Below are 26,575 nucleotides of genomic sequence, written 5' to 3' on the forward strand. Positions count from 1 at the left end.
TGCGGAGCCAACAGTGGTCATGCGTAGCAGCCCCCTGCCAAGAATGAGTCGACGCGGTCGCGTCACGGTCGGCGTACTCCTAGGGGTGTTCCTGCTCCTCACCCTGCTGGGCTGGGGGGTCCAGGCGTGGACCGACTGGCTCTGGTTCGACGAGGTCGACTACACCCGGGTCTTCAGCGGGGTGCTGGTCACCCGGATCCTGCTCTTCGTGGCGGTCGGCCTCGGCATGGCGCTTCTTGTCGCCGGCAACATGTGGCTGGCCTACCGGCTGCGGCCGCTGCTCCGGCCGAACTCACCGGAGCAGGTGACCCTGGAGCGGTACCGTTCGGTGCTGGCGCCGAGGATCGGCACCTGGCTGGTCGCGATCGGGGTGGTCGTCGGGCTCTTCGCCGGTCTCTCCGCGCAGACCCGCTGGGGCCAGTGGATGCTCTTCCGCAACGCGCAGACCTTCGGCATCGAGGACCCGGAATTCAAGATCGATATCGGGTTCTACGTTTTCCAGTTCCCGTTCCTGCGCTATCTGCTCGGGGTCGGCTTCACCGCCGTGGTGCTGGCCGTGATCGGCTCGCTGGCGATGCACTACGTCTTCGGCGGGGTGCGGCTACAGGGCATCGGCGACCGGATGACGAACGCCGCCCGGGCCCACCTGACCACGCTCGTCGCGGTTTTCGTGCTGCTCAAGGCGCTGGCGTACGTGCTCGACCGGCGGGCGATGCTGCTGGAGTTCAACGAGGGCGTCGACCTGTACGGCGCCGGCTACGCCGACATCAACGCGCTGCTGCCGGCCAAGGAGATCCTGGCGTACATCTCGGTGGTGGTGGCGATCGCGATCATCGTCTTCTCCAACGCCGTGATCCGGAACCTGGTCTGGCCGGGCATCTCGCTCGCCCTGCTCGGCATCTCGGCGGTGGCGATCGGCGGCATCTACCCGTGGGCGGTGCAGACCTTCGAGGTCAAGCCGAGCGTCAAGGACAAGGAAGCCGCATACATCGAGCGCAGCATCATCGCCACCCGGGACGCCTTCGGGCTCGCCGGCACGGTCTCGGCACCGTACGGCGCCGAGAACCTGCGCCCGCCGGAGTCGCTGGCCACCGACACCTCGGTGGTGCCGAACATCCGGCTGCTGGACCCGCAGCTCGTCTCGGAGACGTACACCCAGCTCCAGCAGGTGCGTGGCTTCTACGACTTCGGCCCGAAGCTCGACATCGACCGCTACCAGGTCAACGGCGAGACCCAGGACTACGTCGTCGGCATGCGGGAGATCAACTACCTGGAGCTGACCGACCAGCAGAGCAACTGGATCAACCGGCACACCGTCTTCACCCACGGCTACGGCCTGGTCGGCGCCCCCGCCAACCAGGTGGTCTGCGGGGGCCAGCCGTACTTCGTCTCCGGCTTCCTCGGCGAGCGCACCGAGGAGGCGTGCTCGTCGTCGACCGAGACGATCCCGGCCACCCAGCCGCGGATCTACTTCGGGGAGCAGATGGACGGCAGCGACTACGCGATCGTCGGGCAGACCGAGGGGAAGAACCCGGTCGAGTTCGACCGGCCGACCAGCCGGGACGGTGGTGAGCAGTACTACACCTACACCGGCTCCGGTGGCGTCGAGATCGGCTCCTTTGGCCGCCGGCTGCTCTACTCGATCAAGGAGCAGGAGCCGAACTTCGTCCTCTCCGGCGCGATCAACGACGCCTCCAAGCTGCTCTACGTGCGTAACCCCCGGGACCGGGTGGAGAAGGTCGCGCCCTTCCTGACCCTGGACGGCGACCCGTACCCGGCGGTGGTCGGCGGGCGGATCCAGTGGATCGTCGACGGCTACACCACGGCGGCCACCTACCCGTACGCCGAACAGGTGAACCTCCAGGAGGAGACCGCCGACGAGCTGACCGGGCTGGGCACGTTCGAGCTGGCCCGGGAGAACATCAACTACATCCGCAACTCGGTGAAGGCGACAGTCGACGCGTACGACGGCACGGTCACGCTCTACCAGTTCGACGAGACCGACCCGGTGCTGAAAGCCTGGAACAAGGCGTTCGGCGGCGACCTGGTGAAGCCGAAGTCGGAGATCCCGGCCGACCTGGCGGCACACTTCCGCTACCCGGCCGACCTGTTCAAGGTGCAGCGCAACCTGCTGGCGAAGTTCCACGTCACCGACCCGTCCGAGTTCTTCTCCGGGCAGGACTTCTGGGAGGTGCCGAACGTCCCGGACGCGCCGGACTCGGGTGAGAAGCAGCCGCCGTACTACCTCTACACCGAGTTCCCCGGGCAGGAGGGACCACGCTTCCAGCTCACCTCGGCGGTCACCCCGGCCGGCCGGCAGAACCTCGCCGCGCTGATCAGCGGGTCGTACCTGAACGGCCAGCCCCGGTTGGAGGTGCTGGAACTGCCCGACCAGACGGCGGTCTCCGGACCCGTCCAGGTGCACCAGAAGATGACGAACAACGCGAACATCCGGCAGGAGCTGAACCTGCTCTCCTCCAACCAGGCACAGGTGCAGTACGGCAACCTGCTCTCGCTGCCCTTCGGCAACGGCATGCTCTACGTCGAACCGGTCTACGTGAAGAGCAACCAGACGAACGCCTATCCCCTGCTGCAACGGGTGCTCATCTCGTACGGCGACGGCGGCCAGTACGTCGTCCTGGCGAACAGCCTCGAAGAGGGCATCAAACAGTTGGTGGAGCAGGGCAAGAAGGCGGCGCCGACCACGCCGACGACGCCTCCGCCGAACACCGACGGGTCCCCGAACCCGACACCCACCCCGACGGCACCGCCGACGGGCGATCCGCAGCTCACACCGGAGCTGGCCGCCGCCGCCAGCAAGGTGCAGGCGGCGATCGCCGAGGTGAAGGCCGCCCAGACCTCTGGCGACTTCGAGCGGTACGGCCGGGCGCTCAAGGCGCTCGACGACGCGATGACGGAGTTCCAGAACGCCCAGCGGGCCGCTGGCGGGGCACCGGCTCCGGGCGGGTCCGCCGCCCCGACCGGCTCACCGGTGGCCGGCGGCGGTACGCCCACTCCGTCACCGGCCCTGCCGAGCGGCTGAGCAGGGGTTTCGTGGCTACCCGGCGGTGCTGCGACAACCACCGCCGGGTGGCCCACCCCCCGTTTTGCGGGGCGTGGGTGGAGTGCGCTAGTGTTAACGAGCCGACGCGGGGTGGAGCAGCTCGGTAGCTCGCTGGGCTCATAACCCAGAGGTCGCAGGTTCAAATCCTGTCCCCGCTACCACAGAGAACGGCCCGTCAGAGAAAATCTGACGGGCCGTTTTCGTATCTCTGGCAGACTCTGGTTGCCGAATGTCCGGAACACCCAGACGTGTAGAATGCCGGGGGAAATCGTGGTAGAGACGGCCTTCATTTCCGCCACCATCCCGTACGTCAACGCGCGCCCGCACCTCGGACACGCCTTGGAGTACGTGCAGACCGACGCCTACGCGCGGCACATGGCCTCCCTGGGAGTCGACGTCTACCTCCTCACCGGCTCCGACGAGAACTCGCTGAAGAACGTGCTCGCCGCCGAACGTGCGGGTCTGTCGCCGCGCGAACTGGTGGACCGGAACGTCGACCATTTCGTCCAACTGCTGGACGGGCTCGACATCGGGTACCGGCGGTTCATCCGGACCTCGGTGGACGCCGACCACCTCGACGGCGCCCAGCGCATCTGGGAACGGATGAGCGCGGCCGGCGACATCTACTCCCGGAAGTACGAGGGCCTGTACTGCGTCGGCTGCGAGCAGTTCTACACCCCGGCCGAACTGGTCGACGGAAAGTGCCCGGAGCATCTCGTCGAGCCCGAACCGGTAAGTGAGACCAACTACTTCTTCCGGCTGTCCCGGTATGCCGAGCCCCTGCGCAAAGCCATCGAGACGGGCGAGATCCGGGTGGTGCCGCAGACCCGGTCGAACGAGGTGACCAGCTTCATCCGGGCGGGGCTGGCCGACATCAGCGTCTCGCGTTCGATGGACCGGGCCCGCGGTTGGGGCATCAGGGTGCCGGACGACCCCTCGCAGGTGATGTACGTCTGGATCGACGCGCTCACCAACTACACGAACGCGCTCGGGTGGGCGCGGGGCGGGGACGACTACCGGCGGTACTGGGCGGACGCCGCCCGCCGGGTCCACGTCGTCGGCAAGGGGGTGCTGCGCTTCCACGCCATCTACTGGCCCGCGATGCTGATCTCCGCCGGCCTGCCGACCCCGACCGAGGTCGTGGTGCACGGCTACATCACCGCGAGCGGCCAGAAGCTGAGCAAGAGCCTCGGCAACGCCGTCGACCCGGCAGAGCTGATCGAGCGGTACGGCGTCGACGCCGTACGGTACTTCCTGCTCGCGGACTTCTCCCCGTTCGGCGACGGGGACTTCTCCGAGGAGCGCCTGGTCGCCCGCTACAACACCGATCTCGCGAACGGCCTCGGCAACCTGCTCAGCCGGGCGACGAGCATGACGCTGCGCTATCGCGACGGCGTCGTGCCGGCGGCCGGCGAGGCGGGTGCGCCCGAGGCGTCGCTGGCGCGGCAGGTGCGCGACAGCGCGGCGGGATCGCTCGAAGCGATGGCCGGCTACGACCACAAGCAGGCGTTGACCCGCGTCTGGGACCTCGTCCGGCGTACCAACGCCTATGTGGACGAACGCGCGCCGTGGAAGCTGGCGAAGGCCGCCGACGCGGGCGACGCCGCCGCCTCGGACGCGCTGGACACCACACTGCACCACCTGGTGGCAGCCGTTCGGCAGCTCGGGACGCTCGTCTCGCCGTTCCTGCCCGGCCCGGGTGCGGCGATCCTGGCGGCGGTCGGCTCGTCCCCGGCACCCGTGCCCCCGGCGGCGGCCTGGCTGGACGGCGTCGCGGGGACGACCGTCAGCAAGCCGCCGGCGCTCTTCCCACGTCTGGCGACGTAGCCTGGCACAGCGGATGCCGGCGGGAGCGACGGGGAGGCGGACAGGTGTTTACCGGAATCGTCCTGGGGGGCGCCGCGATGACCACCGGACTGGTGGCCGGCGTCTTCGTGCTGTACGCACACACGATCATGCCGGGCCTGGGCCGCACCGACGACCGTACCTTCGTGGGTGCGTTCCAGGCGGTCGACCGGGCGATCATCAACCCGTGGTTCATGTCGTGCTTCTTCGGTGCGCCGATCCTCACCGGAGCCTCCGCCGTCCTGCACCTGCGGGCGGGCACCGACGGCGGGTTGCCGTGGATCGCCGCCGCGTTCCTGCTGTACCTGGCGGTGCTCGTGATCACCCTGGCGGTGAACGTACCCGCGAACGACACGCTGAAGGCGGCCGGTGACCCGGACGGGATCGCCGACCTCGCCCGGGTACGCCGGGACTTCGGCGAGGCGCGGTGGCGGGCGTGGAACCTGCTCCGGGTCGTCCTGACCGGCACGGCGTTCGGCTGCCTGCTCGTCGCACTGGTCAGCTACGGCCGGCAGGGCTGACCCGGCGCCGGAGGGCAGGGCTGACCCCGGCGGCGGCCGGCGCGGCGCGACGGACCGGCGGTGCGGGGTTCCGCCCCGCCGAGCGGCCGGGTTGCCGGCGGGACTTGCCGGCAGCCCCGAGGATGTAGGCATGGAGATTTTCCGCAACTGGTGGGTCCGCCTGACCGCAGTGCTCGGTACGGCGGCGTTGACAGTGTTCGTACCGGCCGTGGCCTGGGCGTCCAGCGGACCCGGCGAGCTGCTCCTGGAAGCCGCCCCGGGGCGCCGGGGTCGGGGCAGCTTCGGGATATGGGGCCTGGTCTGCTGTCTGATCGTGGTCGGCGGGATCGTCGCCGTCCTGGTCCTGGTGATGCGCAACCGTGGGCGGGGCGGAAAGGGCTGACCGACCCGGTCGGCCTGCCCGGTCCGGCACGCACCCCTCGGGCGTGCCGTCGCCGAGAGGTCCCGTCCGCCGTCCACCGGACGGCGGACGGGAACCCCGCTCAGCTGGTGAGCGCGGCGTTCGCCTGGTTGATGAAGGACGCCGCCGCCGCCCGTGGCGAGGACCGGCCGAACTGGACGTCCTCGGCCACCCGGATCAGCAGTTGTTTGATCGTGGCGTGCCCCTTCGGCGGCGGCACCGGCGCCGACCCGAACTTCTCCGTCATGGTGGTCTCGAAGGCGACCGATTGCTTCATGCTCTCGTCGGTCAGCGACGCCTCCACGGCCCGCCGTACGTCCAGGTTGGCGCTCAGCCCACGCTCGGTGCCGAGGATCTCGCCGGCGACGGTGTCGTTGACCAGGAAGTCGATGACGTGCACGACGGTGTCCGGGTGCCGGGTCCCCCGGTAGGCGGCCCAGTAGAGCGAGGCCCGGGCCCAGTGCGCGGCCGGGTCGCCGGGATAGCTCACCACCCCGAGCTTGTCCTTGGTGAGCTTCTGCAACTCGGGCAGCTGGTTCGACCACACGAACGAGGTCGCGGCCCGGCCGCTGGTCACCAGCTGCTTCGTCACGTCACCGCTGTTCGCGGGCTGGGTGACCGAGGCCGGCGGGGCGGCACCACGCTGCCGGGCCCCGGCCCACAGCTCGAACCAGCGGGTCAGGTCGTTCTCGGTGAAGCCGACCTGGCGGCCCCGGTACAGCTCCTTGTCCTGCGACCGCAGCCAGAGCCAGAGTGCCTTGTAGTCGGCCGACGGGTCCATGGTGCCGAAGACCTCGCCGTCGCTGCGCTCGGAGACCTGCTCGGCCCAGGCCAGGTATTCCTGGTAGGACATTCCGATCGTCGGCGCCGGCATGTCGAGCCGGTCGAGCAGACTCTTGTTGTAGATCAGGCCGGGGGTGTTCTCCGCCGCCGCGGCGGCGACCGTACGGCCGGTGACCTGGCTGGACTGGGCCAGCCCGGCCGGCAGCTTCCGCAGGTCCAGTACGTCGGTCCGGACATAGTCGGTCAGGTCCAGCAGGATCTCCCGCTGGGCGTACTCGGTGAGGTAGTTGTCGTCGATCTGGAAGATGTCCGGGGCGTTGCCGGCGGCGGCCTCGATGGAGAGCCGGTCGAAGTAGCCGGCGTTGCCCTGGTGGGTGAACTTGAACGTGACGTGCGGGTAGCGCTTGGTGTAGATGTCCAGCGCCTGCTTGGTCAGCTCGGCCCGCCGTTCGCCGCCCCACCAGAAGACGGAGATCTTCACGCTCTTGTCCCTGGGCGCGGCTTCCTCGCCGGTGCAGCCGGCGGCGAGCGCGGTGACGACCACGAGCAGCGCGGCACCCAGCCGACGGCGCAGCCGGCGGCCGGCAGGTCCGCCCGCAGTGGAACGTCCGCCCGGGACGGGGACTCTGTCGGACACGTGGGCGCCGGTCGGCCCGGGGGGGTCGTTGGCCACGGGGGAGGGGGAGGGAAGGGGCACGACAACTCCTGACGACAGCGGGTCAGCTGTGGCGGCAACCGGATCATTTACACAGTCGACCTCGGCGGGTGTCAACGCCCGTACGGGCAAGATCCGCCCAACCGCCACCCGGAACGGCCCGGCTGTCCGGCCCGGCTGTCCGACCCGGCGCGGGGACCCGGAAGCCGCTGCGTCGCGGCCCGGCCCCGTCCGGTCGGCCGGACGCGTCCGCCGGGCCGGCGGCTCGGGCCGGACCGGGCCCGATCCGGCCACCGTGATGTACTTGGGCACGTGGAACTGCTGCATTCGGGCAAGGTCCGGGACGTCTACGCCGACGGCGACGACCTGGTCCTGGTCGCCTCGGACCGGGTCTCGGTCTACGACGTGGCGCTGCCGACCCCGATCCCGGACAAGGGCAAACTGCTCACCGCACTCTCGCTCTGGTGGTTCGAGCAGCTCGCCGACCTGGTGCCGAACCACGTCGTCTCGGCCACCGACGTGCCGTCCGAGTGGGCCGGCCGGGCGATCCGGGTACGCCGGCTGGACATGATCCCGGTCGAGTGCATCGCGCGTGGCTACCTCACCGGATCCGGAATCAAGGAGTACGAGCGGACCGGTGCGGTCTGCGGCGTGTCGCTGCCGACCGGGCTGGTGGAGGCGTCGATCCTGCCCGAGCCGATCTTCACGCCGACCACCAAGGCGCCGCAGGGCGAGCACGACGAGGCGATCACCTTCGCCGACGTGGTGGCGAAGGTCGGTGCCGAGACCGCCGAGCGGCTGCGCGAGACCACCCTGGCCGTCTACCGGCGCGGCGCCGAACTCGCCGCCGACCGCGGCATCCTGGTCGCCGACACCAAACTCGAGTTCGGCTGGGCGCCGGACGGCACGATGGTGCTCGGTGACGAGTTGCTGACCTCCGACTCGTCCCGGTTCTGGCCGGCCGACTCCTACCAGCCCGGCCGGGAGCAGCTCAACCTGAGCAAGCAGTTCGTCCGGGACTGGGCGGTCGGCACCGGCTGGGACAGGACCGGCCCGGCCCCGGAGATGCCGCCCGAGGTCGTCGAGGTGGCCCGGACCCGCTACGTCGAGGTGTACGAGCAGCTCACCGGCCGGCACTGGTAGCCGACGGCGCGGCCGTGCCCCCGGCCCTCGCGGCGGCCGTGCCCCCGGCCCTCGCGGCGGCCGTGGCAGTGGCCGTAGTCGTGGTGACGGCAGTGGCGGTCGCAGTGGCAGTGGCGGTGGCCGTGGCAGTGGCGGTGGCCGTGGCGGCCGTCGGGAGCTGGGCGCTTACCGGTAGGTCGTGCGCGGCCAGGAAGCCGGCCACCGCCGTCGACCACGGGAAGCGCTCGGCCTGGCGGCGGGCCGCCGCCCGGCGTTCCGGCGCCGGCCGGCCGACCAGCTCCAGCACGGCATCGGTGTAGCCCGGTCCCTCGCCCGGCGCGGCCAGCCCGGCCGGACCGAGCACCTCCGGCAGGGCGCTCTGGTCGCTCGCCACCACCGGGGTGCCACTGGCCAGCGCCTCCAGCGCGGCCAGGCCGAACGTCTCCACCGGCCCCGGTGCCAGCACCACGTCGGCGGTGGCGAGCAGCCGGGCCAGCAGGTCCCGGTCGGCGACGTGCCGGAGGAACCGGACCGGCAGGTCGTACCGGGCGGCTGCCGCACGCAGCCGGTCCCGGCGCGGCCCGTCGCCGACCACCACCAGCACCGCCGGTACGCCCCGGTCCCGCAGCCCGGCCAGCGCGGCGAGGGAGCGCTCGGGGCGCTTCTCCGGCGAGAGCCGACCGCAGTGCAACAGGAGTAGTTCGTCGGGTCCGGCGTGGCCGGCGCGCAGCCGGGGGTCGTACCGGTCCGGCCGGAAGTGGTCGAGGTCGACGCCGAGCGGTACCTGGGTCAGGTTGCCGGCGCCGATCCGCCGGAACTCCGCCGCCGCCCACGCGGTGGTGCAGACGATCCGGTCGTGCCCGGCGACGGTGCGCCTGTTGAGCCGGTCGGCCACCCGACGCACCCCGTCGTCGGTGACCGGCCGGTGCTGCCCCTCGGTGACCGGCCGGGCCTGCCCGCTGTTGACCAGCCGACCCTCCAGGTCGCTGAACCGGGTCCGTTCGGCGTTGGTCAGCCGAGCCTTTCCGCCGCTGAACCGGGTCCGTTCGGCGTTGATCAGCGGAGCCGGGCTGCCGGCAGCCAGCCGGGCGTGGCCGCCGGGGAGCAGCCGGAGCAGGCCGTCGAGGCTCTCGTGCGACACCATCATGCTCGGCACGCCGTGCCGGCGGGCCCAGGCGCCGGTCCAGCGCAGCGTGGTCCGGTCGGAGATCTCCAGCCGGTCGGGGCGCAGTTGGCGCAGCAGCCGGGCCAGGCGTACCCGGTCGACGATCACCCGGTAACCGCCCATCCCCGGTACGGCCGGACTGGCGAGCGTGATCACCCGGCCCTGCTCGGTCCACTCGTCGCTGTCGTGCCGGCCGGGCATCACCAGCACCGGCTCGTGCCCGGCGGCGGCGTACCCGGCGCCGAGTTGGCGCAGTGCGGTACGCAGCCCACCCGAACTTTCCGTGATGAAGTTGGCCAGCCGCACGATCCTCATGCGGCCCTGCCGTCCACGGCGGAACTGGCCGCCTGCCGCAGCCGGAACAGCCGGCCCGGCCGGACAGCGGGCACCGCCGGGGCCTCGGCGAGCACCGCCGAATAGTGTCCGAGCAGCTCGTCGCCGACCGCCGCCCAGGTCCGCCCGCGCACCGCCGCCCGCCCCGCCCGGCCGTACTCCGCCCGGCGTCGCGGGTCGGCGGCCAACCCGGCGACCGCAGCGGTGAACGCCTCCGGGGCGTCCGGTGGCACGAGGTGACCGGTCCGGCCCTCCCGCACCAGGTCCAGCGGCCCACCGGCGGCCGGCGCGACCACGGGCACCCCGCTGGCCATCGCCTCCTGCACCGTCTGGCCGAACGTCTCGTACGGCCCGGTGTGCGCGAAGACGTCGAGGCTGGCGTAGATCCGGGCCAGCTGCCGGCCGTGCCGGGCACCGAGGAACAGCGCGTGCGGCAGTGCCCGGCGCAGCGCCGGGGCGGCCGGGCCGTCGCCGACCACCACCACCCGGACCCCGGGCAGGGTGCTCGCCCCGGCCAGCAGCTCCACCCGCTTCTCCACCGCCAGCCGGCCCACGTAGCCGACCAGCACCTCGCCGCCGGGGGCGAGGACCCGACGCAGCGCGGCGCTGCGCTGCTCCGGCCGGAACCGCTCGCTGTCCACCCCGCGCTGCCAGAGCCGGATCCGCCCGATGCCGTGATCGGCCAGGGCGGCGGCGGTGGCGCTGGACGGGGCCAGGGTGCGGTTCGCCGCGTTGTGCACCCGGCGCAGCCAGCGCCACGCCGCCGCCTCGGTCAGCCGCACCCGGTACGCCCGCGCGTAGGCGGCGACGTCGGTCTGGTAGACCGCCACCGAGGGCAGTCCCAGCGCCCGGGCCGCCGCGACGCCCCGGGCGCCGAGCACGAAGGGGCTGGCCAGGTGCACCAGGTCGGCGTCGTGGCCGCGTAGCGCCGCCGCCAGCTCCCGCCCCGGCAGTCCGAGCCGGAACTGCGGGTACCCGGGCATCGGCACCGAGGGCAGGCGTACCACCGGGTAGGGCAGCGCGTCGGTGGCGTACCGGGTGCCGGGCGCCGGTTGCGGGGCGATCACCAGGGGCCGGTGACCGCGCCGTACCAGGTGCTCGGCGACCCGTACGACCGAGTTCGCCACCCCGTTGACGTCCGGCGGAAAGGACTCCGTGACGATCGCGATCCGCATGCGCCCACCGTCGTGCAGGTCCCCACCGTCCAGGTCACGCCGTCATGACCTGCCGGCGAACTGTCAGCGACGAAGCGAGGAGCGCGTCGGCTCCGCTGTCCGGTCGGGTCCGGTCACCGGCGGCTCCACTGCTGGTTGGCCTGGCCCGTGCAGGTCCAGAGGACGATCCTCGTGCCGTTTGCGGTACCCCGGCCGTCGGCGTCCAGGCAGAGCCCGGACTGTACGCCGGTGATGGTGCCGTCGGGGTTGACGTTCCACTGCTGGTTCGTCCCGCCGTGGCAGTCGTAGATGGTGACCCGGGTGCCGGCGGTGGTGCCGCGACCCTCGGCGTCGAGGCACTTGTTGCCGTAGACGGTGAGCTGCCGCCCCGAGGTGTGGTTCCACTGCTGGTTGGTGCCACCGTGGCAGTCCCAGAGCTGCACCTGGGTGCTGTTGGTGGTGCTGTAACCGGGGACGTCGACGCACCGGCCGGAGGCGGCGCCGACGATCGCGCCAGCGGTCGGGGTGCCGGTGCCGGGGGAGCCGATGCTGCCGGCCACCGACTGGAGCGCGCTGTACCAGACCGCGGCCATCTTGTCGTAGCCGCCGGCGGTCGGATGGACGCCGTCGATCAGGTCGGCGGTGGTCAGGGCGCTGTTCATGTTGACCAGGTGCACCCGTTTGCCGGCGTCTCTCTTGCTCTGCACGATGCCGGGGATCGCGGCGTTGAAGGTGCGTGCCGCCGCGGCCTGGTTGCTGTTCGAGAGTGTGATGATCTGCGCGACGAACACGTCCGCCTCGGGGGCGGTGCCGGTGATCCGGTCGATGAGCGCGGAGAGCCGGTTCGGGGCGGTGCCGACGTTGTAGTTCTGCAGGATGTCGTTGGTGCCGATGTGCAGCAGGACGCTCCGTGGCCGCTGTGTGTTCAGCCAGCCGACCACGTTCGCGTCGATCTGGTCGATCCGCCAACCGGGATGTCCCTGGTGGTCGTGGTCGCCGAGACTGGCCGGCCCGTTGAACTGGGAGCCGACGAAGTCCACCGTGTACCTGCCGTTGACCAGGCGCTGCCAGAGACCGATGCGGTATCCGCCCGGTATCTGGGTGCCCTCGGTGATGGAGTCGCCGAGTGGCATCACCCGTACCCCGCCGTTGGACTCGGCGCTGGCCGCGTCCGGTCGTACCGCCACACCGGCGGCCACGATGCCCAGTGCGGCGATTGCCGCGAACCATCTCACCCTCGTGCGCATTCGGCTGCTCCCCGAGTGTCATGTTAGCGCTAACAATGATCTGGATGGATGAATTCTGATCCTGGTCACAACGATCAGTCAACCCCGGGCGCGAACCGGTCAGTTCAGCCCCGACGCCCGCCGTCGAGCAGGAAGGTACGCCGTTCTTCCGGACTGAACGGCCGGGTGACCCGGGTGGCGGCGGTGGCCAGCAGGAGCCGGACCGAACCGCAGACGTCACAGCGCCAGACCCGTACCGAGCCGTCGGAGTGCACGGTGGCGACCCGCTCGCCGTCCGGAGCGAACGCGAAGCCGAGCGGTCCGGGGCCCAGGGTGCGCACGGTCACCGGTTCGGTCGCGCCGCCGGCGGCCCAGAGCTGGATGCCGACGAGTTCCTCACCGCCACCGAGGATCGACAGGTGCCGTCCGTCCGGCGTGTAGGCGAGCCGGGTGGTCGCGGCGCCCTGACCGGCCGAGGGCAGGACCACCCGGGCGGGACCGCCGCGTACCGACCAGACCCGGATGGTGCTGTCCCGGCTCAACCCGGCCACCGAATGACCGTCCGGGCTGAACGAGACCGAACTGACCGGATCGGCACCGCCGTCCAGAGTGGCGACCGCGTCTCCCGCGCCGTCGTCCCCGGGCGGGTCCGCCCGACTGCCGTCGGTCCCGTCGGCTCGTCGACTCTGCCCGGCGGTGACGTCCCGGACCCGTACGCCACCGTCCTCGGCACCGGTCGCCACCCGGGAGCCGTCCGGGCTGAACGCCGCGCCCGAACCGGTCGGTGCAAGCTCGACGGCGACCGGCCGATTGTCGAGCCGGTCCCAGAGCCGGACGCCGCCGCTGCCGCTGGTAAGCAGCCGTCGGCCGTCCGGTCCGAACCCGACCCGGGTCGCCGGGCCGGCCTCGAAGGAGCCGAGCCGCCGACCGGTCGGCCAGTCCCAGAGCCGGACCGTGCCGGCCGCGTCGAGGCTGGCCAGCCGCCGCCCGTCGGGTGCGAAGGCGACGTCCATGGTCATCCCGGCGTGCCCGGGAAGCACGACCGGGGCGGTGGTACCGGCGACCGGGGTGGCGGCACCGGTGGCACGGGCGAGTCCGGTCCGCTCGGGAACCGGCCAGATCCGGACCGTACCGTCGAAGATGCCGGCGCTGGCCAGGTGCCGGCCGTCCGGGCTGAACCGGGCGGCGTGCACCAGACCCTGGTGTGGCCGCGCGACCACCGGGTCGAACGGGCCGTCGACGTCCCAGCGCCGGACCGTGCCGTCCTGGCCGATGCTGAGCAGCCGGCCGTCCGGGGTCAGCGCGACCGCGCAGACCGTGCCGGCGTGCCCGCGCAGCGGCAGCGGGTCGAAGGCGCCGGTCGGGTCCCAGACGGTGATCACGCCGTAGGCGTTCTTGGTGACCAGCCGCCGCCCGTCCGGGCTGAACACGGCCGGAAAGGCACTTCGCAGCCGGCCGAGTACCGTCGGCTGGCCGCTGCCGCCGGTCGGCCAGATCCGCAGCACGCCGCCGTCCTCGGTGCTGGCGTTGTCGGCGCCGACGATCCGCGCACCGTCCGGGCTGAACAGCAGCGCGTCGGCGGTACCGGTGGAGTCGGCGAGCAGGGTCGGCGCCCGACCCGGCTCGGCCACCGGCCAGATCCTCGCCGGGTCGTCGGTGGTGGCGGCGGCCAGCCGCCGGCCCTCCGGCGACCAGGCCAGCGAGTGCACGGCACCACGCGCCGCCGGCAGCGCGCGGACGGTGGGAAACGGCTGGCCAGCCGGTGGCGGACTGCCAGCCGGTGATGGACTGCCAGCCGGTGATGGACTGCCTGCGGGTGATGGACTGCCCGCCGGTGGCGGGCTGCCGGCGGGTGGCGGGCTGCCGGCGGGTGGCGGACTGCCCGCCGGGAGCGGGCGGCCCCGGGGTGGGCCGGCCAGGTCCCAGATCCGGACCACCCCGGCCGCGTCCCCGGTGGCCAGCCGTCGGCCGTCCGGGCTGAACGCGACGTCGCGGACCGGCCCGCGGTGCCCGGGAAGCAGCAGCGGTGCCCGGCCGGGGTCGGTGGTGTCCCAGAGCCGCACCGAGTCGGTGTCGCCGGCCGCGGCGACCCACCGGCCGTCCGGGCTGATCTCCAGGGCGGTCAGCACCTCCGGGCCGGGCCGGGCCAGCGTCACCGGCGGCCGGTCGGGGGCGGCCGGCTGCCAGAGCTGCACCGACTTCCGCTCCCCGGCGGCGACCGCGTACCGGCCGTCCGGGGTCAGCGCGGCCTGCTTGACCGGCGCGGTGAAGACCTGCCGCACGTCGACACCGCGCCAGTGCAGTGTCGCCTGCCGCAACACCGCCTCGGCCTCGGCGTCCGGCCGCATATCGAAGGCCCGCCGGGCCAGCAGGAAGGCCAACTGCGGGTCGCGGGACATCTGGGCCCGGGCCGCCGCGACCAGTTGCCGGTGTACGGCGAGATCCCGCTGCCCCCGCGCCTGCCGGGCCTGCACCACCGCCACCGAGGCCAGCACGGTCACCACCGAGACGACCGCCGCCAACGCTGCCCCGAGCAGCCGGCGACGGCGCCGCCGCCCGGCCGCCCAGCGGTCCTCGGCCCGGCGACTGGCGTCCAGGAAATCCCGCTCCAGGCTGGTCAGACTCTCCGGGTGCGCCTGCGCCCACGCCTGCGCCCGGGACAGCGCCAGCCCCCGGTAGAGCCCGCCCGGATCGTGGTCGAGCGAGCGCCAGCCCGCCGCGGCCTGGGTGAGCTGCCGGTGCACGCGTACCCCGTCGAGGTCCTCCTCCAGCCAGCGGCGCAGCCGGGGCCAGGCGTCCAGCAGCGCCTCGTGGGCCAGCCGCACCGAGCGGTCGTCCAGGGTGACCAGTCGGGCGGCGGCAAGCCGTTCCAGTACGCCCGAGGTCAGCGCGTCCGCCTCGGCGAGTTCGGCCCGGTCCACCCGGCGGGCGGTCGGCAACCCGGCCCGGTCCAGGGCGGCCGTCGACTCGTCCACGCTGCCGATCTCCACCATCCGCAGCAGTACGTGCCGGGCCGCCCGGCGCTGCCCGGCGTCGAACTCCTGCCAGATCCGCTCGGCGGTCTGCGCCACCGCGCCGTCGATCCCGCCGGCCGCCTGGTAACCGGCAAGCGTCACCGCGCTGCCCCGGCGCCGCCGCCACGCCTCCAGCAGCACGTGCGAGGCGACCGGCAGCGCACCGGCCCGACCGGCGACCTGGGCCACGATCGTGGAGACCAGGGCACCCTCGACCATCGCACCGGCCCGCTCGGCCGGTCGCACCACCGCGTCCCGGACCTGGGCGGCGGTCATCGGCCCGACAAGTACCTGCGCGTCGGCCAGCGCCGCCACCAGCTCGGGCAGCTCGGTGCAGTACCCGTAGAAGTCGGCGCGTACCCCGAGCACCACCCGCAGCCGGCTTCCCGGTGCGGCGACGGCGGCCAACAGCGCCGCCACGAAGCCGGTGCGTGCCTCGGCGTCCCGGCAGAGCGTGAAGATCTCCTCGAACTGGTCCACCACCAGCCACAGGTCGGCCTCGTCCGGGGCGTCGGCAAGCACCTGCCGGACCGCCAGGTGCAGCCGGTCCGGGGCGGTGACCAGGTCCGCGTGTACCGCGCCGGCCGGGATCCGGAGCAGCCGGGCGAGCTGCACCGCCAGCTCGCCGAGCGGATCGGCGCCCGGGGTCAGCACCAGCACCGGCGGGTGTTCCGGCCGGCTCGTGACGGCGGGCACCAGACCGGCCCGGAGCACCGAGGACTTTCCGCTGCCGGAGGCGCCGAACAAGGCCACGAACCGGCGGTCGGCGAGCCGCTGCCGCAGGTCGTCGACGACCTCCTCGCGGCCGAAGAACCACTCCGCCCGCTCCGGTCCGTACGCCAGCAGGCCCTGGTAGGGGGTGTCGTCGGGGTGTGCCGGGGACGGGGTCGGCGGCTCGTCCCGGGCGATCCGGCGCCACCGGTCCGCCCACTCGTCCGGGTCGCCGCCGCACGCACGGACGTACGCCAGGGTGACGGCCAGGGTCGGCAGCCGCCGCCCGCCGGCCGCCTCGGAGAGGGTCGTCGCGGAGAAGTGCGCCCGGCGGGCCAGCTCCCGGTAGCCGGGGCTGCCGGCCTTCTCCCGCAGCAGGCGCAGCCCGGCCGCGAACTCCCGCACCTGTGGGGTCCCGGGCCCCAGTACGCCCTCTGGTCGCGGCACCTCTGCCCTCGCCATCGCTCTCGCCTGTCGTTCGCCGGCCCGGCCGTTGATCACTCGTCGTGGTCGGTCCGGCGACTGTCCGGAGTTGATTGTCCGGGTCGGCGGCCCGAAGCCGGACAACAAGTCGCCGACTAGACATCTCCTCAACAGGGGTGCGACAGGCGCCTCACCAGCCAGATCACGAGGTGGTCAGAAATGCGTTCCACTTTCCTCCACAGCCCGCTCCGGCTCCGTTCGCTCCGTTCGCTCCGGGCGGCGGCGGTCCTGCTCGGACTGACCGTGGCCCTGCTCGCCGGTACGGCCTCGCCGGCCAGCGCCGCGATCATCACGGTGCAGGACGGCTTCGAGGGCAACCAGGCGGCGAACTGGAGCTTCACCCACACCGGTGACGGCACCGGCGGGATCAGCTCGTTGCAGACCCACAACGGGGTCAAGGACGGGTTCCTCTCGATGCGCAGCGCCGGGTTCTCCTCGGTCGGCCGGCGGGTCTTCCTGCCGGCGACCACGAGCTGCACGGCGGGCATCTGGGTCAACCCGGTACTGGCCACCCAGCAGATCAACTTCGAGATCATCGAGCCGGTCAGTTTCACGTACGTGGCGTTGAAGACGGTGGTGCTCAGCGGCGACGCACCGTACACCTTCGTCTCCACCTCGTGGAACCACGGCCCCACGGACATCCTGGTCCGGGTCTCGCTGATTGGCGCCAACGGCGTGCAGAAGGGAACCTGGGTCGACGACCTGGGCATCCTCTGCGTCACCTGAGTCGTCGACACGGCGCCGACGGCCCGTCGTCGGCGAGGGCGCCGCTCCCGGAACTGGGAGCGGCGCCTCCGGTCGTGCCGGGGCGGGTAACGCGGTGCGTCGACTGTCGAGCTGCCCCGCCTGTGCGCCCACGAGCCGCGTCCACTCCAGCTCGCTCGTGTGCACCGCGAGCAGCGAGCAGGCCGGCGACGGTGTCAAGATCTCCGGCACCGAGGTGCAGCAACAGCTACGGGAGATCGTCCGTCGACGCAACAAGATCGCGCACGAGTACGACGAGGACCCCGACAACGCCCCGAAGAAGCGTCCGATCGACGCGGCGGCCACGACCCAGACCATCGACTGCATCGAACAGCTGGCCGGAGCCCTGGTGGCCGCCCTCGACCAGGAGTAGCCGGCCGTCAACCGGCGACGTGTGCTTAGCTGCGGAGATGGGACATCCGGTCATGTTCGACGAGTCCGATCCACTGCTGCACCGGGTACGGTCGCTCGCGCTGGCCTTCCCGGACGCGGCCGAGAAGGTCTCGCACGGGCGTCCCACCTTCTACACCACAAAGGTCTTCGGCTACTACGGCGGATCGGTGAAGGTCGACGGCGGCTACCGGCGGCACGACCGGTCGCTGCTCGTCCTGGTCGAGCCCGACGAACGCGTGGCGCTGCTCACCGAGGCGCACTGCTACCTGCCGATGTACCTCGGTGCCTACGGCTGGGTCGGGGTGGACCTCACCGACGACACCGACTGGGACGAGGTCGGCGAGCTGCTGGACGCCAGCTACCGCCGGACGGCCGGGTCACGCAGGGTCGCCGTGCTCGACGCCCGCCGAGCCGGTTGACGAGGTCGTGTCGGGCCGGTTGGCGTGATCGCGTAGGGCCGGTTGACGTAGTCGTGTCGGGCCGGTTGACGAGGTCGCGCCGAGCCGGCTCTGCCGCGCCGGGGAGTGGGAGTGCCGTCGTCAGGTGCCGGAGTGACCGGCACCGGCGCCGCCGTCGGTCAGGCTGGCGCTGATCCGCACGGTGGTGCCCTCCGGACCGCTGCGCACCAGCATCTCGTCGCTGAGCTGTCGGGCCAGCCAGAGCCCCCAGCCGCCGGCGATCTCCGGGGCCGGCCGCCGCCGGTCGTCGAGCCGTTCGGTCCGGATGCCGGCACCGGTGTCGGAGACGAGGCAGTAGAGAATTTCACCGGTACGCCAGAGGCGCAGCCAGCCCTGCCCGCCGCCGTGTCGTACCGCATTCGTGATCAGCTCGTTGACCGCGAGCACGAAGTCGTCCAGCCGCGCCCCGTCGAGACCGGCTTGGCCGGCGCACGCCGTCACGGTGTGCCGGATCTCGGTCACCCGGTCACCGTCGAAGGTCTCGGCGAGCAGCGGCGGTGACTTGTCGGAGGCGACAGCCGTGGGCGAGAGGGGATCTGTGTCGCTCATGGCCGTCCCACTGCTGCTCGTCGAGTCCTTTCGTGGCTTTCCCACCCTACGTCAGGGTATGTAGCTGCGCATCCGGGCCACCGGGGTCGGAAGGACGGGTGCACGGGTCGTCCCGCCGAGGGCGGTTGTGCGATGGTCGGTGCCGTGCCGGACTCGTCGAGCGACGCGCCGGGCGGGCGCCGCCGTGACCCGCCGGGCAGCCTCCAGGCGCCGCTGTGGCGGTCCATCGCCGTCTACCGGTTCGCCGCCCTGGCGTACGTCGCCGTGCTGGCGGTACGCAACCTGGGCGACTACACACATCCGGTGTCGGGTGCGGTACTCCTGCTCGCGATGACCGGCTGGACCGTGCTCAGCGCGTACGCGTACGCCGATCCAACCTGGCGGCGCTGGCCGCTGCTCCTGGCCGACCTGGCCGTGGTGCTGGCGGTGGTGGTCGCCGCCCCCCGGGTGGTCGGCCGGGAGGTGATGAACGACGGGGTGCCCCCGCCCAGCGTCGCCTGGCTGGCCGGGCCGGTGCTCGCCTGGGCGGTCTCCGGCGGGCGGCGGCGTGGTGTGGTGGCGGCGCTTGTCATCGGCGTCACCGACCTGGTGGCCCGGGAGCGGTTCGCCCAGGCGTCGCTCACCGGCGCCGCGCTGATGCTGCTGGCCGGGATCGCCGTCGGGCACGTCGTCCGGCTCGCCGTGATCGCCGAGGAGCGGTTGCAGCGGGCGGTCGAGCTGGAGGCGGCGACCCGGGAACGGGAGCGGCTGGCCCGGGGGATCCACGACTCGGTCCTCCAGGTGCTGGCCCTGGTGCAGCGCCGGGGCGCGCACCTCGACGGCGAGGCCGGCGAACTGGCCCGGCTCGCCGGTGAACAGGAGGCGGCGCTGCGGTCGCTGATCGCCAGCCGGGCACCGGACGGGTTGGACCGGCAGGAGGTGGACCTGCGCTCGCTGCTCGCCGGGTACGCCTCGCCGACCGTCTCGATCGCCGCTCCGGCGACCTCGGTGCCGCTGCCCGCCGGGGTCGCCGGTGAGGTCGCGGCGGCCGTCGGTGCGGCGCTGGACAACGTGGCCCGGCACGGCGGCGGACGGGGCTGGGTGCTGGTCGAGGACGATCCGGACGCGGTCACCGTCTCGGTCCGCGACGACGGGCCGGGAATCCCGCCGGGGCGGCTGACCGAGGCGGCCGGTCAGGGGCGGCTCGGCGTGGTCCAGTCGATCGAGGGCCGGATCGCCGACCTTGGCGGCACGGTCCGGATCAGCTCTGCCCCGGGCGAGGGGACCGAAGTGGAACTCCGGGTACCCCGTGGCCCGTCCGTGCCCGGGCAGCGTGCGGACCGCTGACCCGACGCGGGCCCGCCGGGAGGCGGAGAGCCGGGTGCCGTTCCAGGCTTGCCCGGTTGCTCGGCACGGGCTCGACCGGAGCGCGGCCGGGCTCGTCTAGGCTCGCCGGTGTGACCGACGAGGGCGTGCCGGAAGTCCGGGTGATGGTGGTCGACGACCATCCGATGTGGAGGGAAGGGGTGGCCCGCGACCTCACCGAGGCCGGCTACCAGATCGTCGCCACCACCGGCGAGGGGCGGCAGGCGATCCGGGTGGCCCCGGCGACCCGGCCCGACGTCGTGGTACTGGACCTGCAACTGCCGGACGTCTCCGGCGTGGAGGTGCTCCGGGCGCTGCTCGCCGAACTGCCCGGGGTGCGGGTACTGATGCTCTCGGCCAGTGGGGAACAGCAGGACGTGCTGGACGCGGTCAAGGCCGGGGCCACCGGCTACCTGCTCAAGTCGGCCGGGCCGGCGGAGTTCCTGGACGCGGTGCGGCGTACCGCCGCCGGCGACGCGGTCTTCACCCCGGGGCTGGCCGGGCTGGTGCTCGGGGAGTACCGGCGGATCGCGGCCGCGCCGGCACCCCCCGGTGACTCGCTGCCCCGACTCACCGACCGGGAGACCGAGGTGCTCCGGCTGGTCGCCAAGGGGATGTCCTACAAGCAGATCGCCGGCCGGCTCGGGCTGTCCCACCGTACGGTGCAGAACCACGTGCAGAACACGCTCGGCAAGCTGCAACTGCACAACCGGGTGGAACTCACCCGCTACGCCATCGAGCAGGGGCTCGACGGCTGAGCAGCCGGCGGCTGAGCGGACGAGAGCCGGGCGGCCGGGATCACGGCGGTGGCTGGGTCTCGTTGATCGCCAACTCCTCGGCGCTGGCACCGCCGCCCGCGGCGCCCCGGTCGAAGGCGACCGAGTCGGTCTCGTCGTCGTCGCGGACCCCCTCGTCCGGCTCCACCAGCCGGCCGACCGGCCCGCCGCCGGGCGCGTCGCCGAGGTTGCCGTGGTCGTAGATCGACACCGGGGAGTTCGGGTCGGAGGTCGGACCCGGGTCCAGCACGTCCGCGTCGAGCTGTGCCTCGGCCGCCGCCTCCTCGCTGTCCGCCTCGCCGGAGATCGCCTCGTCGGCCGGGCCGGCGAGCGGCTCCTCGACCGGGGTGTCGGGCCGCTCCTGGGCGAGCTTGTAGTCCAGCGGCTCACCGTCGGCCTGCTCCTCGGCGGTGTTGCCGTACCGGTCCACCCCGAGGGGCGCTCGGTCGGTGGGGAGTGCGGCGGGATTCCGGCCGTCCGCCTCCCGACCGGTCTCGACGTCGTCACGGGCCGTCGAGTCGTCGTCGGCGGTGTCGGGCAGACCCTCCGCCTCCGGGTCGGACACGGGCGTCGGAAACTCGTCATCGCGCATGACGGACCACTACCCGCTCCCCGGGTACCCGTAACCGGGCGAAGGCGGACCAGCCGCTCCGCCGGTGGACCGCCGGCCGGCGCCGCGGCCGGGCGGGCCCGGACGGCGCTCCGCCGGTGCGCCGCCGGAAGCCCGCCGGCGCGGGATTAGCCGGCGGCGGAACGGGAAGGACCGCGACGGCGCGGGCGGTGACTTCCCGCCACCCGGGGCGTCGACGCGTCCGGTGGGCGGGCCGCTCGGGTCGACGGGGCCGGTTTGCCAGGTTTCCGCTCGGCCCGTCGCGGTTAATGGGAGCCTCTGATCGAACGGCCCTAGCCTGCCGTAGCCGTCGCTGGAGGTGACCCATGCGCGTTGGCCTCGTCTGCGCACACGCCGGCCCGCCGCAGGAGCGTCGCCGTCAGTTCGCCGGCACGCACCAACACGTTGCCCGGGTGGCAGTGGAGCTGGCCGAACGGGGCCACGACGTACGCGTGTACGAGCGGCTCGACGACCCGGACGCGCCACCGACCACCGAGATCGGCGGGTACCGGGTGGAACGGGTGCCGGTCGGGCCGTCCCGGCGGGCCGCCACCGCCGAACTGGTGCCGTACGTGCCGGAACTCGGTCGCTGGCTCACCGACCGCTGGGCCGGGGAGTGGGCGCCGGAGGTGGTGCACGGGCACTTCTGGGTCGGCGGGCTGGCGGCGGCGAGCGCCGTCCGGGAGACGGTCATCCCGGTCGTGCAGACCTTCCACTCCCTCGGCGTCGAGCAGCAGCGCCACCTCGGCCAGGCGTACCGCGGGCCGGGTGAGCGGATCCCGCTGGAGCTGGCGCTGACCCGGGCGGTCGACATGGCGGTGGCCGGCTGCACCGACGAGGTCGACGAGCTGACCCGGATGGGGTTGCAGCGCGCCTCGGTGGTGGTGGTCCCGGCGGGCGTGGACACCGAACTCTTCGCTCCGGAGGGCGAGGCGGTGCCCCGGGACCGGCGGCCGCGCATCCTGGCCGCCGGCGGGCTGGAGCCCGGACACGGGCAGGAGGACCTGATCCGGGCGATGCGGCTGGTCGGGGACGTCGAGCTGGTCATCGCCGGCGGTCCGTCCGCCGACGGCCTGAACAACCACGCCGAGGCCCGCCGGCTGCGGGAGATCGCCGAGGCCAGCGGGGTCGCCGACCAGGTCCGGCTGGTCGGCACGGTGCCACACGACCAGATGCCCGCCTGGTACCGCTCGGCGGACGTGGTGGCCTGCACCCCCCGGTACGCCTCCGCCGGCCGAATCCCGCTGGAGGCGATGGCCTGCGGGGTGCCGGTGGTCGGCTACTCGATGGGCGGCATCGTGGACACCGTGGTCGACGAGGTCACCGGCCGGCTCGTCCCGCCCGGCGACGTACGCGGCCTCGGGGTGACCCTGCGCCGGCTGCTCGCCGCCGACGCGGAGCGGTTCGCGTACGGGCACGCGGCGGTGGACCGGGTGCGGTGCAGCTATACCTGGGACCGTACGGCCGGCGCGCTGGAGCGGTTGTACGAGCGCGTGGTACGCCGCCGCCAGCCCGCCCCGAGCTGACCCCACCGAACCGACCGAACCGACACGTCCGTCCAGTCCCGTCCGGCGCGCAGTTCGCGTCCGGCGCTCAGCGGCGGGGGAGCGGCGCGACGGAGGTGGACCGGCGCCGGCCGGGTGCGGGCGACCGGGACAGTCCCGCCGCGGGGCGTGCCGGCAGGGCCGCCCGGGAACCCGAGCCCCGTTCCCGGCCGCGCCGGTCCGGCAGTTCACGCTGGCTGGGCAGCAGGGTGTGCTGGTGCTGCGGCTCGGCGTACCGGGTCAGGCCGAGCACCGCGGCCAGGGTGATCAGGAAGCCGACCGCGGCCAGCCACTCCCGGCCCGGCCAGATCCGGTCGCCGAGCAGCAGCAACCCGACGATCGCCGCCGGCACCGCCCCGGCGGCGTCCATCGCGGCCACCGCGGCGGTGGTCGAGCCGCGCTGCATCGCCAGGCCGAGCAGCAGCTGACCGACGATCGAGTGGACGATCAGCAGGTAGAGCAGCGGGTCCCGGAGGAAGGCCTCGAACGAGTGCACCGAGGCGAGCGGGCGGGCGGCCACCGCGGCGGCCGAGAACGCCAGCCCGGCCAGCGCGCCGAGGGCCACCGAGCCTGGTACGCCGTGCAGGCGTACGGCGGGAAAACCGAGCGCGCCGATCACGCCGAGCGCGACGACCAGCCCGACCACCCCGGCGGTCCCGAGCTGCCGGGACGGCGCCGGTTTCGCGGCCAGCACCAGCGCGGTGATCCCGACCAGCAGCAGCACCAGCAGCACCACCTCGGCCGCCGGCAGCCGCCACTTGAGCACCAGCACCCCGAGTACGGCGGTCACGCCCAGCCCGGCCGCCACGCTCGCCTGGACCAGGAAGAGCGGCAGGTCCCGCCGGGCCATGAAGGCGAGGACGAAGCCGAGCATCTGGCAGGTCAGCCCGACCAGATAGCTGCGGTGCCCGGCCAGCCGCAGCAGCAGCCCGGGGTCGAAGGTGTGGTGCAGGGTCGTCCGGGTCGCGGCCACCGACTGGAGCAGGTTGGCCACGCCATAGGCGGCGATCATGGCCGCGAGGAAGCACCAGCCGGTAGACACCTGGCGAGGATAGAGGCTGCCGCGCCGCTTCGCTCGGCCGGCTAGCCGAGCCGGTCGAGCAGATCCTGGTGCAGTTTCCCGTTGCTGGCGACCGCGCTCCCGCCACCCGGGCCGGGACGTCCGTGCAGGTCGGTGAAGGTGCCACCGGCCTCGGTCACGATCGGGATCAGCGCGGCCAGGTCCCACAGCGACAGCTCCGGCTCGACCATCGCGTCGACCGCACCCTCGGCGAGCAGCATGTAGCCGTAGAAGTCGCCGTACGCCCGGCTCCGCCACACCTTCCGGATGATGTCCAGCACCGGATCGAGCCGGCCGGTCTCCTCCCACCCGTTCAGCGACGAGTAGCAGAAGCTGGCGTCGGCGAGCCGGCCGACCCCGGAGACCCGGATCGGGGTGGCCGCGGCCTGGTGCCGGCCGGCGTACGCCCCGAGGCCGGTCGCCGCCCACCAGCGGCGGCCCAGGGCCGGTGCGGAGACCAGCCCGACGACCGGGATGTCGCCCTCCATCAGCGAGATCAGGGTGGCCCAGATGGGTACGCCCCGGACGAAGTTCTTCGTCCCGTCGATCGGGTCGATCACCCACTGCCGGCTGCCGGCGCCGGCAGCCGGGCCGGAGGCGCCGTACTCCTCGCCGAGCACGCCGTCCCGGGGGCGGGTGCGGGCCAGGGTGGCCCGGAGCGCCTTCTCCACCGCGGTGTCCGCGTCGGTCACCGGGGTCAGATCCGGTTTCGCCTCGACGTGCAGGTCCAGGGCCCGGAACCGGGCCATCGAGATCGAGTCGGCGGTGTCGGCGAGCATGTGCGCCAGGGACAGGTCGTCCGCGTACCGGGCCATGGCGGAAACCTACTCGATCCGGTCGAGCCGGGTGCGTTAGCATCCCGCGCCGTGGCCACCGAACCGATTTCCGACGTCTCTCCCGAAGTAGACCTCTCTCCCGAAGTGCTTGTCGGCCTGCTCGCCGAGCCGGACCGGCTGGCCGCCTTCGCCGCCGTGGTGCTCGGCGCGGGCGGTCCGGCCGAGGTGGCGGAGCGGACCGGGCTACCCGCCCGGACCGTGCACGCCGCACTGCGCCGGCTGGAGTCCGGCGGCCTGGTCGAGACGGTGGACGGCCGCACGGTCGCGCTGATCGGCGCGTTCAAGGAGGTGGTCCGCGCCCATCCGCCCACCCCGGCCGTGCCCGACGCGGAGCTGGACCCGGACCGGGCCACCGCGGCGGTGCTCCGGTCCTTCGTCCGGGACGGCCGGATCACCCGGTTGCCGGCCGCGCAGGGCAAGCGCCGGCTGCTGCTGGAGCACGTCGTGACGACCTTCGTCCCCGGGGTGCGCTACTCCGAGCGGGAGGTGAACGCCCTGCTCCGGGCCTGGCACGACGACTACGCCGCACTGCGCCGCCATCTCGTCGACGAGGTGCTGCTGACCCGCCGGGACGGCGTCTACTGGCGCAGCGGCGGCCCGGTCGACATCGATCCCGGCCCGACCGCCAGCGACCCCGACGGCCTTCCCGGCTAGCGTTCCGGCCACCCGATCGCCCTGGGCGGGTGGCCACCCGATCGCCCCGGCGCGGCCTAGCCGATCGCCCCGGCGCGGCCTACTCGATCTCGCCGGCCCGGGAGGCCAGCAGCCGGCGGTACGACGCCAGCCGGCGCGGGTCGGCGTTGCCGGCCGCCACCCAGGCGTCCAGCGCACAGTCCGCCTCGTCCGGGGTGTGCTCGCAGTTCGGCGGGCACTCCACGGTCCCCTGCACCAGGTCGGGGAAGCCGTGCAGCAGGCTTGCGGCGGAGACGTGTGCCAGGCCGAAGCTGCGTACCCCCGGGGTGTCGACGATCCAGCCGGGGTGCGGGGTGCGCCGGCCGCCCCGCCCGGTCGGCTTCGACCCGGCCGGCCCGGGCAGCGACGGCAGGCGCAGCGCGACCGCGCTGGTGGAGGTGTGCCGGCCCCGGCCGATCGCGCTGACCGTGCCGACCGCCCGGTCCGCCTCCGGCACCAGCCGGTTGACGAGCGTCGACTTGCCCACCCCGGAGTGCCCGACCAGCACCGACAGGCGCTCGGCGAGCAGCCCGCGCAGCTCGTCGAGGTCGGAGTCGGGTCCGACGAGTACGTGCGGCAGGTCCAGTTCCGCGTAGTAGCCGAGCACCCCCTCGGGGGTGGCCAGGTCGGACTTGGTCAGGCAGAGCAGCGGCTCGATGTCGGCGTCGTACGCCGCCACCAGGCAACGGTCGATGAACCCGGTCCGGGGCGGCGGGTCGGCCAGGGAGCTGACGATCACGAGCTGGTCGGCGTTGGCCACCACCACCCGTTCGAGCCGCCCCTCGGCGGTGCTCTCGTCGTCGTCGGCGGTCCGCCGCAGCACCGAGGTCCGCTCGGCGATCCGGACGATCCGGGCCAGCGCACCGGCCGTGCCGGAGGTGTCCCCGACCAGGGCCACCCGGTCGCCGACGACCACCGACTTGCGGCCCAGCTCCCGGGCCCGCATCGCGGTCACCGTCCCCGCGCCCCCGGCCGCCTCGACGCCGGCCCCCGCACCTTTCCCCGGGCCGGACCGGTCACCCCGGCCGCCCGCCGGGTCGTCGCCGGTGACGCAGGTGTAGCGGCCCCGGTCCACGGCGACCACGAATCCGTCCACCGCGTCGGAGTGCCGGG

The 26,575-nt window shown here is 73.1% G+C and carries 22 protein-coding genes and 1 tRNA gene; 13 read left to right on the forward strand and 10 right to left on the reverse strand.

Going from position 1 to position 26,575, the window contains the following annotated elements:
- Positions 1-13 precede the first annotated feature (13 nt).
- The 5 genes from ACN28A_RS19555 to ACN28A_RS19575 all read left to right on the forward strand — a co-directional run bounded on the left by ACN28A_RS19555 (position 14) and on the right by ACN28A_RS19575 (position 5,812).
- Positions 14-3,043: a UPF0182 family protein gene (locus ACN28A_RS19555; RefSeq protein WP_421396956.1), complete on the forward strand. Its 3,030-nt coding sequence runs from the start codon at positions 14-16 to the stop codon at positions 3,041-3,043.
- Positions 3,044-3,148: 105 nt separating this feature from the next.
- Positions 3,149-3,225 (forward strand) — tRNA-Met (locus ACN28A_RS19560).
- A 109-nt stretch (positions 3,226-3,334) separates the two neighbouring features.
- Complete coding sequence (gene metG / locus ACN28A_RS19565; protein ID WP_421396957.1) at positions 3,335-4,891, forward strand: methionine--tRNA ligase; 1,557 nt, start codon at positions 3,335-3,337, stop codon at positions 4,889-4,891.
- A gap of 44 nt (positions 4,892-4,935) precedes the next feature.
- Positions 4,936-5,430, forward strand: coding sequence for a DUF1772 domain-containing protein (locus tag ACN28A_RS19570; protein WP_421396958.1), 495 nt, complete (start codon positions 4,936-4,938; stop codon positions 5,428-5,430).
- Positions 5,431-5,560: 130 nt separating this feature from the next.
- On the forward strand, positions 5,561-5,812 hold the full coding sequence (locus ACN28A_RS19575) for a hypothetical protein (protein WP_421396959.1): 252 nt from the start codon (positions 5,561-5,563) through the stop codon (positions 5,810-5,812).
- Between the two features lie 100 nt (positions 5,813-5,912).
- Here the strand turns inward: ACN28A_RS19575 and ACN28A_RS19580 are convergent, their stop codons facing one another.
- Positions 5,913-7,250: an ABC transporter substrate-binding protein gene (locus ACN28A_RS19580; protein WP_421396960.1), complete on the reverse strand. Its 1,338-nt coding sequence runs from the start codon at positions 7,248-7,250 to the stop codon at positions 5,913-5,915.
- 330 nt (positions 7,251-7,580) lie between these two features.
- Here ACN28A_RS19580 and ACN28A_RS19585 point away from each other — a divergent pair, with 330 nt between their 5' ends.
- Positions 7,581-8,411, forward strand: coding sequence for a phosphoribosylaminoimidazolesuccinocarboxamide synthase (locus tag ACN28A_RS19585; RefSeq protein WP_421396961.1), 831 nt, complete (start codon positions 7,581-7,583; stop codon positions 8,409-8,411).
- Here the strand turns inward: ACN28A_RS19585 and ACN28A_RS19590 are convergent.
- The 4 genes from ACN28A_RS19590 to ACN28A_RS19605 all read right to left on the reverse strand — a co-directional run bounded on the left by ACN28A_RS19590 (position 8,392) and on the right by ACN28A_RS19605 (position 16,455).
- Positions 8,392-9,870, reverse strand: coding sequence for a glycosyltransferase (locus tag ACN28A_RS19590; protein WP_421396962.1), 1,479 nt, complete (start codon positions 9,868-9,870; stop codon positions 8,392-8,394). The two genes, ACN28A_RS19585 and ACN28A_RS19590, sit on opposite strands and share 20 nt — an antisense overlap.
- The gene (locus ACN28A_RS19595; protein ID WP_421396963.1) at positions 9,867-11,063 is read right to left on the reverse strand and encodes a glycosyltransferase family 4 protein; all 1,197 of its coding nucleotides are present in this window, start codon (positions 11,061-11,063) and stop codon (positions 9,867-9,869) included. The genes ACN28A_RS19590 and ACN28A_RS19595 overlap by 4 nt, the downstream gene beginning before the upstream one ends.
- Before the next feature lie 113 nt (positions 11,064-11,176).
- Complete coding sequence (locus ACN28A_RS19600) at positions 11,177-12,289, reverse strand: ricin-type beta-trefoil lectin domain protein (protein ID WP_421396964.1); 1,113 nt, start codon at positions 12,287-12,289, stop codon at positions 11,177-11,179.
- A 104-nt stretch (positions 12,290-12,393) separates the two neighbouring features.
- Entirely contained in the window at positions 12,394-16,455 is a 4,062-nt protein-coding gene (locus ACN28A_RS19605; protein ID WP_421396965.1) for a hypothetical protein, read from the reverse strand.
- Positions 16,456-16,635: 180 nt separating this feature from the next.
- Here ACN28A_RS19605 and ACN28A_RS19610 point away from each other — a divergent pair, with 180 nt between their 5' ends.
- The 3 genes from ACN28A_RS19610 (at position 16,636) to ACN28A_RS19620 (ending at position 18,032) form a co-directional block, all read left to right on the forward strand.
- Positions 16,636-17,202: a hypothetical protein gene (locus ACN28A_RS19610; protein WP_421396966.1), complete on the forward strand. Its 567-nt coding sequence runs from the start codon at positions 16,636-16,638 to the stop codon at positions 17,200-17,202.
- Positions 17,203-17,359: 157 nt separating this feature from the next.
- Positions 17,360-17,593: a hypothetical protein gene (locus ACN28A_RS19615; RefSeq protein WP_421396967.1), complete on the forward strand. Its 234-nt coding sequence runs from the start codon at positions 17,360-17,362 to the stop codon at positions 17,591-17,593.
- Positions 17,594-17,630: 37 nt separating this feature from the next.
- Positions 17,631-18,032: an MmcQ/YjbR family DNA-binding protein gene (locus ACN28A_RS19620; RefSeq protein WP_421396968.1), complete on the forward strand. Its 402-nt coding sequence runs from the start codon at positions 17,631-17,633 to the stop codon at positions 18,030-18,032.
- 120 nt (positions 18,033-18,152) lie between these two features.
- On the opposite strand, the gene ACN28A_RS19625 is transcribed toward ACN28A_RS19620, so the two are convergent.
- Positions 18,153-18,620 (reverse strand): ATP-binding protein, encoded by a 468-nt coding sequence (locus tag ACN28A_RS19625; RefSeq protein WP_421396969.1) that lies wholly within the window; start codon positions 18,618-18,620, stop codon positions 18,153-18,155.
- Positions 18,621-18,752: 132 nt separating this feature from the next.
- On the opposite strand from ACN28A_RS19625, the gene macS reads away from it, so the two are divergent.
- The gene (gene macS / locus ACN28A_RS19630; RefSeq protein WP_421396970.1) at positions 18,753-19,946 is read left to right on the forward strand and encodes a MacS family sensor histidine kinase; all 1,194 of its coding nucleotides are present in this window, start codon (positions 18,753-18,755) and stop codon (positions 19,944-19,946) included.
- 143 nt (positions 19,947-20,089) lie between these two features.
- Positions 20,090-20,722 carry a response regulator gene (locus ACN28A_RS19635; protein ID WP_421404511.1) on the forward strand — a complete coding sequence of 211 codons (633 nt, stop codon included), beginning with the start codon at positions 20,090-20,092 and terminating at the stop codon, positions 20,720-20,722.
- A gap of 40 nt (positions 20,723-20,762) precedes the next feature.
- Here the strand turns inward: ACN28A_RS19635 and ACN28A_RS19640 are convergent, their stop codons facing one another.
- Positions 20,763-21,332 carry a DUF5709 domain-containing protein gene (locus tag ACN28A_RS19640; RefSeq protein WP_421396971.1) on the reverse strand — a complete coding sequence of 190 codons (570 nt, stop codon included), beginning with the start codon at positions 21,330-21,332 and terminating at the stop codon, positions 20,763-20,765.
- A 344-nt stretch (positions 21,333-21,676) separates the two neighbouring features.
- Here ACN28A_RS19640 and ACN28A_RS19645 point away from each other — a divergent pair, with 344 nt between their 5' ends.
- Positions 21,677-22,876 (forward strand): glycosyltransferase, encoded by a 1,200-nt coding sequence (locus ACN28A_RS19645; RefSeq protein WP_421396972.1) that lies wholly within the window; start codon positions 21,677-21,679, stop codon positions 22,874-22,876.
- 67 nt (positions 22,877-22,943) lie between these two features.
- Here ACN28A_RS19645 and ACN28A_RS19650 read toward each other — a convergent pair whose 3' ends face one another.
- Both ACN28A_RS19650 and hisN read right to left on the reverse strand, forming a co-directional pair.
- Positions 22,944-23,906, reverse strand: coding sequence for a hypothetical protein (locus ACN28A_RS19650; RefSeq protein WP_421404512.1), 963 nt, complete (start codon positions 23,904-23,906; stop codon positions 22,944-22,946).
- Positions 23,907-23,977: 71 nt separating this feature from the next.
- Positions 23,978-24,769, reverse strand: a complete 792-nt coding sequence (hisN, locus tag ACN28A_RS19655; protein WP_421396973.1) for a histidinol-phosphatase — start codon at positions 24,767-24,769, stop codon at positions 23,978-23,980.
- Positions 24,770-24,820: 51 nt separating this feature from the next.
- Here hisN and ACN28A_RS19660 point away from each other — a divergent pair, with 51 nt between their 5' ends.
- Positions 24,821-25,444 carry a DUF2087 domain-containing protein gene (locus ACN28A_RS19660; RefSeq protein ID WP_421396974.1) on the forward strand — a complete coding sequence of 208 codons (624 nt, stop codon included), beginning with the start codon at positions 24,821-24,823 and terminating at the stop codon, positions 25,442-25,444.
- A gap of 79 nt (positions 25,445-25,523) precedes the next feature.
- Here the strand turns inward: ACN28A_RS19660 and rsgA are convergent, their stop codons facing one another.
- Positions 25,524-26,558: a ribosome small subunit-dependent GTPase A gene (gene rsgA, locus ACN28A_RS19665; RefSeq protein ID WP_421396975.1), complete on the reverse strand. Its 1,035-nt coding sequence runs from the start codon at positions 26,556-26,558 to the stop codon at positions 25,524-25,526.
- Between the last annotated feature and the right edge of the window lie 17 nt (positions 26,559-26,575).

The organism is Plantactinospora sp. WMMB782 (assembly GCF_049179135.1).
In the GTDB taxonomy this organism is placed as follows: domain Bacteria; phylum Actinomycetota; class Actinomycetes; order Mycobacteriales; family Micromonosporaceae; genus Plantactinospora.